Source organism: Streptomyces sp. NPDC051555 (assembly GCF_044454405.1).
Classification (GTDB): Bacteria; Actinomycetota; Actinomycetes; order Streptomycetales; family Streptomycetaceae; genus Streptomyces.
In genome coordinates this window covers 128,095-139,805 of the sequence record NZ_JBITDP010000001.1, presented here as the reverse complement: position 1 = coordinate 139,805, position 11,711 = coordinate 128,095, and the positions used below count along the sequence as shown (strand labels likewise).

Below are 11,711 nucleotides of genomic sequence, written 5' to 3'. Positions count from 1 at the left end.
CGCCACCCCGGGAGACAGTCGTATGACGCGCCGATTCGATGTTGTGGAGACCTGTATCGCCGACCTGCGCGCGGCGCTGGAGAAGGGTGGGACCACCGCGGTCGGCCTGCTCGACGCCTACCTCGCGCGGATCGACGCGTACGACCGCCCCGGTACGACCACGGCCCTCAACGCGATGGTCGTGATGAACCCGGACGCCCGCGCCGAGGCCGAGGCCTCCGACGCCCGCCGCACCCGCGGCGAGACCCTCGGCCCGCTGGACGGCATCCCGTACACCGCGAAGGACAGCTACCTCGCCAAGGGCCTGACCGCCGCGTCCGGCTCCCCCGCCTTCGAGCACCTCGTCGCCCAGCGCGACGCCTTCGCCATCGAACGGCTGCGCGCCGGCGGCGCCGTCCTCATCGGCCTGACCAACATGCCGCCGATGGCCAACGGCGGCATGCAGCGCGGCGTGTACGGCCGCGCGGAGAGCCCGTACAGCGCCGACTGGCTCACCAGCGCCTACGGCTCCGGTTCCTCCAACGGCTCCGGCACCGCGACGGCTGCCTCGTTCGGCGCGTTCGGCCTCGGCGAGGAGACCTGGTCCTCCGGCCGCGCCCCCGCCTCGAACAACGCGCTGTGCGCCTACACCCCGAGCCGCGGCGTGATCTCGACCCGCGGCAACTGGCCGCTCGTACCGACCATGGACGTGGTCGTCCCGCACACCCGCACCATGGCCGACCTGCTCGAACTGCTCGACGTCATCGTCGCCGACGACCCGAACGCGCGCGGGGACCTGTGGCGCGCACAGCCGTGGGTGGCACTGCCCGCACCATCACAGGTGCGCCCCGCCTCCTACCCGGCCCTCGCCCCCGCCGGGACCGCGTCCGACGCACTGGCCGGCAAGCGCGTCGGCGTGCCCCGCATGTACATCAACGCCGACCCCGGGGCCGGAACGAACCCGGACGGCGGCATCGGCGGCCAGACCGGGCAGCGCATCGACACCCGCCCCTCGGTCATCGCGCTGTGGGAAGCGGCCCGCCGCGACCTGGAGGCCGCCGGCGCCGAGGTGGTCGAGGTCGACTTCCCCGTCGTGTCGAACTACGAGTCCGACCGCCCCGGTGCGCCCTCCCTGTTCACCCGCGGACTGGTCGGCCGCGACTACCTCACCTTCGAGATCGAGGACCTGTCCGCCTGGGCCTGGGACGACTTCCTGCGCGCCAACGGCGACCCGGCGCTCTCCACCCTGGCCGAGGTCGACGGCGCCCGCATCTGGCCCAAGCAGGAGGGCGAACTGCCCGACCGCTACGACGGCTTCGACGACACCGTCGGCGACTACCCGCGCTTCGTGCGCGAGCGCCCGTACGCCTCCCTCACCGACATGCCGCTCCTCGAACAGGGGCTGCGCGGGCTGGAGGAGACGCGCCGGGTCGACCTGGAACTGTGGATGGACGGCCTGGGCCTGGACGCGGTGGTCTTCCCCGCCGTCGCGGACGTGGGCCCCGCGGACATGGACGTCGACGCGGCGTCCGCCGACCTCGGCTGGCGCAACGGCGTCTGGGTCGCGAACGGCAACCTGGTCCCCCGCCACCTCGGCATCCCGACCGTGACCGTGCCCATGGGCACCATGACGGACACCGGCATGCCCGTCGGCCTGACCTTCGCCGGCCGCGCCTACGACGACAACGCCCTGCTGACCCTCGCCGCGGCCTTCGAAAGCACCGCCACCCGACGCACGCCCCCGCCCCGCACCCCCCGCCTGCCGTAGTGGTGACCTGCCCGGACCTGGCGATCGATCCCCGCCCGCCCCGGGCCGACGGACCGACCGCCAGGTCCGTCCGTCGGCCCGCGGCGCCACCACCATGAGGGGTCGTTGCGCCCGGGGGCATGCGTCTGCAAGCGGGTGAACCGACCGGGTTCCAGGTCACCTCAGACCTTGCGACGGGGAGGCTGAGGATGCCGGAAGGCGTCCGGATCCGTGGGTGCGACTCCCTCTCGATCCGGGTTCGACCCCCGGGGCACAGTCACGCTCGCCTCATGGAGGTACCCGTGTTCTCAACGTTCCCGCAGTTCGCCGGACGAGGCACTCACAAGGTGGCGGTACTCGGCGCCGGAGTGCTGCTGGCGCTGTCCTCCCCAGCGGCCGCGTCCGCGGCCACCGCCCCGAGTGCCCCGGCGGCACACTCGACCGTCCTGCCCGGCGCCGACCTCGCCACGGAGACCACGTCGGCACCGCGAGACCTGGGCGACGAGGCCTTGGCCCTTTTGCGACAGCTGCTCTGCACCCTCGGCCTGGCCACGTGCGAACCGGACAACGGTCGCTGATCGGCCCGCACCGTAACAGCGGGCGAGCGCGCACCCCCACGGATCGGAGCCGTCCGATCGCCGCCGTAACCGCCCCGGTCCCCACACCCGTCCCGAAAACGATCGAGGGGCCGTTTCAGATTTCTCTGAAACGGCCCCTCATCTGCGACTACGAGGCGAACCTCTCGTCGGGACGACAGGATTTGAACCTGCGACCCCTTGACCCCCAGATGTGCAGGTGACCCGGATTATCAGGACATAGCGCACTTCTATGGGGCGCGAGCGGTGCGCAGGGAGGCGTTACGTGCACTACCGCTTCCATCGCATGGTCCCCAACTGGTCCCCAGAGTCACCGTGCTGGCGGACAGCCACCTCCGCCGACGAGTCTGCTCCACTGTCGAGTGGAGGGGCTGGCTTGCCCGGCGGATTGTCAGTGCCTGCGCATAGCCTGCCCGCATGGCCTCGACTCACGGTGAGCTTCGTCACGTCCCGCTCGGTTCCACGTTCACGCCTGAGGTCCCCCTCGGGCCGACCCGGGACATCCTCATCACCTGCCACGCCTCGGCATCGGGCAAGGGCAAGCTCCACGGGAGCCCAGAGTGCGGGACCTTGCGGTCAGCCGCCTCCGTCAAGGAGCTCGACATTCCGTTCGGCGAAGCCGTGGAGCGGCTCTGTACGAGCTGCCGGTGGCCGCTGCCCACAAACAGCCCCATCCTGCCGCTCGGAGCAGCCGTCATCGAGGTGGACTCCCTCCGCGTATGGCTCGACCGGAAGCCCTTGGACGAGGAGGACTTCGAGGCCGAGCGTGACGCCGCCGACGCCCTCGCCACCGGCGAGTACCCGCCCCGTGCCACCGACCCCAGCGACGAGGAGGAAGACGACGATGACCGCTACGAGCAGCGGGAGCGGTACGACCGAGCCCGTAACGTCCGGTACCGGCGTCACGAGCACTGGCGCCGACTGCACTCCTACCTGACACGGAGCATTGAGGCCGTAGCCGAGTACCCCTTCCTCGCCCCGTGGGCCGATGGCCTGCAGAGCCGCCTGTCCGCCGTCCTAGACCAGGAGCGTCGCGCTTTCGCCGCCCTCGTGCGACCGGACCGTCTGCTGGAGGCGGCAGCAGTACGCGTCCTGCCCGCCCCACAGTTCACGCCCAATCCCGCCTTCGCCGGGCTGGGAACGGAGGCCGAGAAGGCCTTCCGGCGGGCCTGGCATGAATGGAGTCACCGAGCCATCTGGTCCTGGCGCCGCCTGGAAGACCACGACTTCGCTGTCTACACCGTCGTCAGCGACGCCTTCGAACGACGCCGTAAGGGCAAGCCCGAAGCCCACGCCGCCTTCGACCAGCTCACCGCCGACTGGATCCGCCAGGCACGCGAGGAAACCAGCAGCTCCGCCAGCGCACCGTGGCAGCTGGTGGCAGTCAAGGCGCCCGCCCTCCCCCGGACCCACTACAGCGAGCCGGAACGGGACACCCTCACCGAGTGGGAGGCCTCGGTCATCGCCACCTACCAGGTGGCCTTCAACCGAAACGCCGGCACCGCAGCACTCCTGGTCCCCCACCTCATCGCCGAACAACTACTCACCTGCGCGTCCGCCGACATGCCAGTCCAGCCCCTGACACCCGACGGCAACGCGCTGCCCGTCGAGACGCTGCTTGAGCAGTGGGACCACGGGAGGCTCACCCGCTCTTAACACCCTCATCGCCAACTCCGCTCGCGAGAGAACGAAGTGACTGGACCCGGTCCTTGCGACCGGAGCAGTGCGGCATGCTCTGGCGGCCCCCGAAGGCACTTGTGCAAAATAGTTGGCGCAAACGAAGGTGGCGAACGTGTTCCTGTGCTTCATTCAGAAGTAGCTCATCGGGAAGGACCGGTGAAAGTGAACCACGCACATCCCCTGTGGGCTGTCGACCTGTTCGGTGACAGCCAGACCGGCCTCGTACGGGACCGGCTCGGTCAGGCACTTGTCGACATGCAGGAGAACGCCCGCGCCGCTCAGCACGAGGGCGACGTCGAGAGCAACCACCCCTACGGCTGGACTCGCTGGCCCGGCTCGTACCGGCAGGTGGCCCGTCAGTTCGAGGGCATTGAGGGCGCGACAGTCTTCAAGCCGAACGGCTTCCCCTTCAACCTGGTCCACTTCAAGCGCGGACTCCTCTACCCGTTCCGGTTCGCGACGGAGGACGTCAGTGTCCGCCAGGCGAAGCTGCCGTCCGTGGGCCCGTTCATCCGTGAGCTCTTCACCTTCGCCCCCGAGCCCAGTCAGGGCTCGCTCTTCGAAGACGAGGAGCTCAGCCACGGCCGCGTCGAGGTACGACCCAAACTCGCAGCCCTTCCCGAGGGCACCCGTCTGGTGCTGATCCCCTACGCCTGCAACCCTCACGGCCTGCTCAAGCCGTACTGGGGCGTGGCCTCCCTCGTCGACGAACAAGGAAGCCTCGAGTGGGTCGTGCAACCCGAGCCCCTGCCCCTGCCGGCGACGCCCACCCGGCGTAGGCTCAGCGCTGTTCCGCAGCAGGCCACGGCGCCGGAGCACGTCAGCTTCGACTCGGGCGACCAACCCGTTCCGATCCTGTTCGCGCGACCCGACGTTGACGAGAAGCGGGACGTGCCGCCCCTGGCCGAGCCGGCCCCGATCGAACCACTGGCCCACGAGGACGATGAAAACTGACCAGCCCCTGCTCCCCGGCACTACCGAGCACGGTGTGACCCCACGTGCCGTCCACGACGCCTTCGACCCTGTCCGGCTGACCCAGGCCAGACGCCTGGCGGGAATGACGAAGAAGGACGTGGCAGAGCACCTCGGCGTGACACCCGCGGCAGTGGGCCAATACGAAACGGGGGTGGCCAAACCCCGCCCGGATCTCCTCCCGCGGCTCGCCGACACGCTCGACGTGCCGCTGCCCTTCTTCATCGCGGGCCGACCGAGCAACCGGCTCGACTCCTCCATGGCACACTTCCGAGCCCTGCGCAGCACACCAAAAGCCCAGCGCGAACGCGCCCTCGCCTTCGCCGAACAGGTGTGGGAGCTCACCTATGCCCTAGAGAAACGAGTACAGCTCCCGCCCGTCGACCTCCCGGGCTTCGCCGGCGGCGAGGTCCATCCTGGAGTCGACCTTCCTCTCGATCCGGCCGCGGCCGCACGCGAGTTGCGCAAGCGGTGGAACCTCGGAGACGGACCGGTCACCCATCTGGTCAGACGCATGGAAGCCCACGGGATCGTCGTCGTCTTGCCGGCCGCCGACGAGGCAGCCCGCACGGTCGACGCCTTCTCCTCCCGTTCCGCGCGTCCGGTCGCGATCCTCACCCCCAACCGCACCAACGACGTGTACCGCCACCGCTTTACCGCAGCGCACGAGCTCGGCCACCTCGTCCTGCATGGCGACGCCACGGGCGACAGCCGACAGGAGCGCGAGGCTGACGCATTCGCCGCGGAGTTCCTGACTCCGGCAGGAAGCATCGCGCCAGTGCTCCCGCGGCGCCTCGACCTCGCGCAGCTCACGGAGATCCGGCGGGTCTGGGGGGTCAGCGTCGATTCGCTCATCTACCGCTGCCGCGAACTGGGCATGATCTCCGACGCCACTGCCAGCCGTGGTTACCAGCGCCTGCGTGCACTCGACGGTCAACCCGGCTTCGCCGCCGAGCCGGTTGACGCCTTCCCCGGCGAACAGCCCGCCCTACTGACTCAGGCCTACGAACTCGCCGAACGGGAGAAGGGGCTGACCATCCCCCGGCTGGCCGACGAGCTGGGCTGGCATCCCGCACGTGTGCGCCGCTTGCTTGGCTCACCCGACCCCAGGCCGATACTCCGCATCGTCTGACACCCGTAGCGGGAGGATCAGCCGCCCCGGCGGGCAGGCGACCACTCCCCCCTTGCGCCCGAGAAATCCGCCGTGCCGCGTGAACGGAGACACAAGTGTCCATCCGAGCCATCGAAACCAGCTACGCCGGGCATCGCTTCCGCTCACGGCTGGAAGCCCGATGGGCCGTCTTCTTCGACACCATGGGGATCCAGTGGGAGTATGAACCCCAGGGCTATGCCGTAGGCCCAGACGGTCAGCGCCGGCCGTACCTCCCCGACTTCTGGCTACCTGGGGAGAAGCTCTGGGTCGAGGTCAAAGGGGCCGAGGATCAGCTCGACGTCGAACTCCTCGTGTATGCCTCGATACCTCACTTCGGCCTGCCGAGCCCGTCCGTCCCCCGTTGCGAGAACGGATACGAGGCGAGGCTCCTCATACTGGGGCCGATCAGCCGTACGGGGCGGCTGATCGACCAGACCACCGGCGAGCACGCCGGCTACTCGCAACCCGCGCACACCCTTCTCACCTTCCGGAAAGGCGACGTCTTCAGCGGATCGGCCAGCTTCTTCTCATCCGGCCTCGACCTGTGGCCCCAAGGAGGGAGCGTCGCAAACGATGGACCTCGCATCCACTGGGAAACCCGCGGCTCCGAATGGGGCAACTGGGTCAACGGCGGCGGTCTCATCAGCGAGAACTGCGATGAGAAGGTGCACGCCGCCTACCGCACTGCTCGCTCCGCGCGCTTCGAGCACGGCGAGACACTCTGACTTGGCCCGTCAGCCCTGCCGTCAGCTGACCGTCAGCGCGGACGTGATCAGGTCCCGGGCTGCCTGGCCGTAGACAGCGGAGGCTTGCAGGAGCCCGAATGCCTTGCGGAACAGGGCAACCCGGTCGTGGTCCGTGATGGTCTCGGCCCCGCGGTATCCCTCAACCTCGACCCTGCTGCTGTCGAAGATCGAGAAGCCGCCTCCCGGATGGACCAGGAGCCGCGCGCGGACCGGGATGATCCCCAGCGACAGTCCCGGCATATCCGTCGCGTCCAACAGCCGGCGGAGCTGGCCACGCATCACCTCAGGACCGAGATTGGTGTGCAGCGCCTGTTCGCCCAGCAGGACGTGGAAGGTACGACCGTCCTGGCCGATGTACTGTGCGCGGGCCGTACGGGCGGCTACCCCTGCCTCGATATCGTCGGGAGTCCCGTAAAAGTCCACCACGAGCCGCAGCACGGCAGCAGCATAAGCCGAGGTCTGCAGGAGGCCCGAGACCATGTCCGGGCTGTACCCCAGGTACTCACGGGTGGCCCTGACAAGATCCAAGAAGGTCTGCTGCACCGGCCCCGTGCCCGTACGAAGCAAGTCGTCCCAGCCTGGGGCAGCATCCGGCGAAGAAGTCGTCACGGCTGCGATCGTGACAGCGGAACGGTGTGCAGGTAGGCGCCGTGGCCTGAACTCCACGCAGGTGTGGCTCATCTTCATGTCTCCGGCTGGAGGGCCGATCCAGCCGGAGCCTGGCAGGATCGGTCCTCCAATGATCGGGGTCGGGCATTCCCGGCAGGTAGGCCTGCGGCCCCGCGAGGGGGATGCGCCTCTTCCTGTACCCCTCGCCACTTCACCTCACCGCCCGATGCGGCGGAGACCGCGGCGAGCCTTCAGCAGCATGTCGAGGGTGCAGTGTGCCGCTTTGCGGCGCTCGGGGTGGCGGGACCAGATGGTCGGTAGGACAACGCCGGCATACAAAAACACGAAGACGACGAAGCCCATGACCCCCGGGATGATCAGCGCGGCGGGAAGGCAGTCAATAGGCATGCTGCGGCTCCAGGGTGATCTCGTGGATGGAGTCGGCCTCTCAGTGCGGCCTGGGCACAACGCTCTCTGTGCAAGACGGTGTCCAGCTGCCATTCAGCGATGGATTGCACTCGAACTTCGCATCAACCCTGTTCAGTGAACGTAGACTTCGCAGGTGTCCAGCCCGTGTTGTCCGGGCTTCGGGGAGAGGGGTGGACAGCGCAGTGGGTGCACGTAGCGACGATGCCTTCTTCGCTGCCCTGCAGCGGCTCGGCGCAATCCACGGTGAGCACCTGGCACGGCGTGTCAGCCTCCGAGCTCTTTCCCGGGCGGCTGGCGGTCCCGTAGCCACGACGATCGGGGCATGGTTAGACGGGCGCCGGTTCCCGCAGCAAATCGACACCCTTGTCAAGGTCGTCGAGCAATTACATGCCGCTGCTCTGGCTGAGGGATTCGAGCCAGCCCCCTGCGAAACTCATCTGTTCGATTCCCTGTGGTGGCGTGATCAGCACGCGGCAGTAGCCCGGCAGCGCGCCGACTCTGTGCGGACCGGCGCACAACAGGCGCAAGCAGAAGCCGTACTTAACAATCACCGGTCAGCCGCGGCAGTGGGACGCCCCATCTCCCAGCTGGACCCGTTCGACCTGGAAGTCCACCGCAGTGTCGACGCCACCCCCGGTCACCAGTTCCCCGAGGGCTGGACCGTGCATCACGACATGGGTATGACCACCTCGAGGCCGACGGATCCAGCCACGCTGTCAGCCCTCACGCCGTACGTCGTGCGGGCCCACGACCGGCTTCTGCGTGACGTCGTTCGTCGAGCGGAAGCCGGGCAGAGCGGCATGGCGATGCTGGTCGGTGGCTCATCGTGCGGCAAGACCCGGGCGTGCTGGCAAGCAGTACAGTCGTTGGCCGACGGCTGGAGGCTGTGGCACCCGTTCGATCCCACTCGGCCGGAGGCTGCACTGGCCGACATCCAGAATGTCGGCCCCCGTACGGTGGTCTGGCTGAACGAGGCGCAGCACTATCTGCTCCCCTCAACTGGTTCCCTGGGTGAGCGGGTGGTGGCAGGCCTTCGGGCACTGCTCCAGGATCAAACCCGTCGCCCGGTCTTGGTACTGGGCACCGTCTGGCTGGAGTACTGGGCCACGCTCACCGTGCTGCCGAAGGCTGGCGCCCCTGACGTGCACGAGCAGGCCAGGAAGCTGCTGGCGGGTACCAACATCTCCGTGCCCTCCTCCTTCTCAGCTGCGGATCTGGCTGCCATCCGTCGTGGTGAGGTGCGCGACCCCAGGTTGCTCTACGCGGCCCAGCGTGCTGCAGACGGCCAGGTCACGCAGTACCTGGCAGGAGCTCCAGCATTGCTGGAGCGGTATCGCAACGCCCCTCCCGGTGCACGTGCCGTGCTGGACGCAGCCATGGACGCCCGCCGGCTCGGTAATGGCCTCGCCATTCCCCGTCTCCTCCTTGCAGCCGCCGCGCCGGGCTACCTAACGGATCAAGAGTGGGACCAAAGCAGCGATGACTGGTTCGAAGAAGCGCTGGCGTACACGGCCCAGCCTTGCCATGGAGCTCGCGGCGCGCTGACCCGAATCAAACCCCGCCCCGGGCAGGAAGCGTTCGAAACTCCGCAGTATCGGCTGGCCGATTACTTGGAACAGCACGGTCGTGACCGCCGAGTCAACAAGGCCGTGCCCAGTGATCTGTGGGAGGCCGCGTTCGTGCACGCCCACGATGAGGACCTGTTCGCCTTTGGCCGCTCGGCACGCGCGCAGCGGCATAAGTCCGTGGACCACCTCCGGTTCGTCTTGAAGGCCGCCGAGGCAGGAGACTACGCGGCGGCGTGGGAAGCCGCGGAAGAGCTGAGCAAGTCGGGTGGCCATACTCAAGCACTGGCCTTGTACCAGCGGGCCGCTGGCGGCGCGGCCTTCGCCGTCGCCCGCCGAAAGGCTGCTGCACTGCTCCAGAAGCTCGGTCGCACGGACGAGGCGGTGGACGAGTACAGGAAGGCAGCCGCCCTCGGCCATCTCTCTTCGGTTCATGTCGCCGTTGATCTCATGCTCGGCCAGGACCAGGTCGCTGGAGCCGCGGCCTGGATTAAGCAACTTGCCGAACAGACAGACCTGGACGTACTCGATACCGCCATCGCACTGCTGAAGCGAGCCGAGCACGAGACCGACATCATTCGATGGCTCTGCGACCTGGCCGACAAGGGTCGTCCTGGTGCTCTGGGGCGTGCAGTGGAGCTCATGCAGCAGGCTGGCCGGTCTGAGGAAGCCGCGGATTGGCTCACTCATCTGGCGAACAACGGCTTCCTGGGCGCCGAACTGCTCGCGGCAGAGGTCCTGGAGGAGGACGGACGCATCGACGAAGCAACCGAGTGGTACCAGCGAGCAGCCAAGTCCGGGTACCCGAGTGCCCGCAGCGCCTTGGCTCGCCTCGCCTTTGCCCAAGGCCCACCTGACGCCATGGGGTGGTAGCGCCGAGACTTCGGTACCACCCCAAGGCCTATTCGGCATGCACTCGTGAGGTCGCTATCAGGCGGGTACCTCCAAAGGGCGTCCACATGGCCAAGTGCTGCGTCGACTATTCGTACGGGCGACCTCGCTCCCAGGGCGTTCCTGCGACCTGTTGTGTGCGGGCACCGAGGGCTGTGGCGGCGGCAGCGATCGACAATCCGGCAAGCAGCACGAACAGGGCGGGGTAGCCGCCGAGGGGCCCGGCCAGGACTGCGCCGGCGAAGGGGGCGAGGGCCGCTGCGGCGTGGGCCGGCGCTCCGAGGAGTCCGGAGAGGCGGCCGTAGTGGGTGGTTCCCCAGCGGTCGGTGACGGCGGTTGCCTGGAGGAGGGTGAGGTTGCCTCGGATGACCCCGGCGGATATGGACACGGCGACGAGTACGGCGTACGGGCCGGCCACGGTCGCGAGGGCTGCGGTGGTGAGGGCGCCCAGTGCGATCAGGCTGACCGTGCGGGCGGTAACGCCCAGGTGGCGGGCGAGGGTCGCGTACAGGGTGCGGCCCAGGGTCTGCCCCGCGCCGCCGAGGCCGAGGGCCCACGCCGCCTGGGTGGTGGTGTAGCCGCGTTCGAGGAGAAGGGGGACCAGGCCGATGACGACGGCGTACATCGCGAACGCGGACAGGGTGAAGGTGACAGCCAGCATCCGGAACGGCCGACTGCGCACGACGCGTTCGTGGCCGCCGGTGGTGTTCGGCGGGCTCGGAGGGGCTGCGGGCCAGCGGGCCTTGAGGGCGAGAGCGTGGGCCGGAACCGTTATGGCAGCGAGGATGCCGGCGAGTACGGCGTAGGTGGCGCGCCAGGACATGTGGTTGGCGAGGGCCGCGGTCAGGGGTGCGAAGACGGTGGAGGCGAGCCCGCCGGCGAGGGTGACGATGGTGAGGGCGCGGACGTGGTCGGGGGCCCACCAGCGGGTGAGGGCGGCGAAGGCGGGCTGGTAGAAGGTGGCGGCCATCGACACCCCTGCGAGCAGCCATCCGGCGGTGAAGACGGCGATGTTGGGGGCGGCGGCCACGACGAGGAGACTGAGGGGGCCGAGGACGGACCCGGCCGTCATGACGGCGTGGGGGCCGCGCCGGTCCAGGACGCGGCCGACGTAGATTCCGACGACGGCCGAGACGATGAGGGCTGCGGAGAAGGCGGCGGTGGTCGTTCCCGCGGGCCAGCCGGTGTCGGCGGTGATGGCGGGGTTGAGGACGGGGAAGGCGTAGTAGAGGACGCCCCAGCTGGTGATCTGCGTGGCGCACAGGGCGGGCAGGACGGCGCGTGGCCGCGACCGGACCCCCGTCCCGGTCGCGGCCACGTTGGCCTTGGTGTTGGTCATGCGGG

General features: G+C 68.9%; 10 protein-coding genes. 7 read left to right on the top strand and 3 right to left on the bottom strand.

Annotated elements, in window-relative coordinates:
- Nucleotides 1-22: 22 nt before the first annotated feature.
- The 6 genes from ACIBEA_RS00655 to ACIBEA_RS00630 all read left to right on the top strand — a co-directional run bounded on the left by ACIBEA_RS00655 (nt 23) and on the right by ACIBEA_RS00630 (nt 6,852).
- Nucleotides 23-1,747: an amidase gene (locus tag ACIBEA_RS00655; protein WP_399256404.1), complete on the top strand. Its 1,725-nt coding sequence runs from the start codon at nt 23-25 to the stop codon at nt 1,745-1,747.
- 281 nt (nt 1,748-2,028) lie between these two features.
- Nucleotides 2,029-2,304 (top strand): hypothetical protein, encoded by a 276-nt coding sequence (locus ACIBEA_RS00650; protein ID WP_399256402.1) that lies wholly within the window; start codon nt 2,029-2,031, stop codon nt 2,302-2,304.
- A gap of 435 nt (nt 2,305-2,739) precedes the next feature.
- Complete coding sequence (locus ACIBEA_RS00645; protein ID WP_399256400.1) at nt 2,740-3,978, top strand: hypothetical protein; 1,239 nt, start codon at nt 2,740-2,742, stop codon at nt 3,976-3,978.
- Nucleotides 3,979-4,164: 186 nt separating this feature from the next.
- Nucleotides 4,165-4,956 carry a hypothetical protein gene (locus tag ACIBEA_RS00640; RefSeq protein ID WP_399256398.1) on the top strand — a complete coding sequence of 264 codons (792 nt, stop codon included), beginning with the start codon at nt 4,165-4,167 and terminating at the stop codon, nt 4,954-4,956.
- A complete protein-coding gene (locus ACIBEA_RS00635) occupies nt 4,946-6,106 on the top strand; it encodes a helix-turn-helix domain-containing protein (protein ID WP_399256397.1) in 1,161 nt (386 codons plus the stop codon). The genes ACIBEA_RS00640 and ACIBEA_RS00635 overlap by 11 nt, the downstream gene beginning before the upstream one ends.
- 95 nt (nt 6,107-6,201) lie before the next feature.
- The gene (locus ACIBEA_RS00630; protein WP_399256395.1) at nt 6,202-6,852 is read left to right on the top strand and encodes a hypothetical protein; all 651 of its coding nucleotides are present in this window, start codon (nt 6,202-6,204) and stop codon (nt 6,850-6,852) included.
- A 21-nt stretch (nt 6,853-6,873) separates the two neighbouring features.
- On the opposite strand, the gene ACIBEA_RS00625 is transcribed toward ACIBEA_RS00630, so the two are convergent.
- Complete coding sequence (locus tag ACIBEA_RS00625) at nt 6,874-7,482, bottom strand: DUF5753 domain-containing protein (RefSeq protein WP_399256392.1); 609 nt, start codon at nt 7,480-7,482, stop codon at nt 6,874-6,876.
- Between the two features lie 216 nt (nt 7,483-7,698).
- Nucleotides 7,699-7,890, bottom strand: a complete 192-nt coding sequence (locus tag ACIBEA_RS00620; RefSeq protein ID WP_399256391.1) for a hypothetical protein — start codon at nt 7,888-7,890, stop codon at nt 7,699-7,701.
- A 191-nt stretch (nt 7,891-8,081) separates the two neighbouring features.
- On the opposite strand from ACIBEA_RS00620, the gene ACIBEA_RS00615 reads away from it, so the two are divergent.
- A complete protein-coding gene (locus ACIBEA_RS00615) occupies nt 8,082-10,349 on the top strand; it encodes a hypothetical protein (protein ID WP_399256389.1) in 2,268 nt (755 codons plus the stop codon).
- A 106-nt stretch (nt 10,350-10,455) separates the two neighbouring features.
- On the opposite strand, the gene ACIBEA_RS00610 is transcribed toward ACIBEA_RS00615, so the two are convergent.
- Nucleotides 10,456-11,706, bottom strand: a complete 1,251-nt coding sequence (locus ACIBEA_RS00610) for an MFS transporter (protein ID WP_399256387.1) — start codon at nt 11,704-11,706, stop codon at nt 10,456-10,458.
- Nucleotides 11,707-11,711 lie beyond the last annotated feature (5 nt).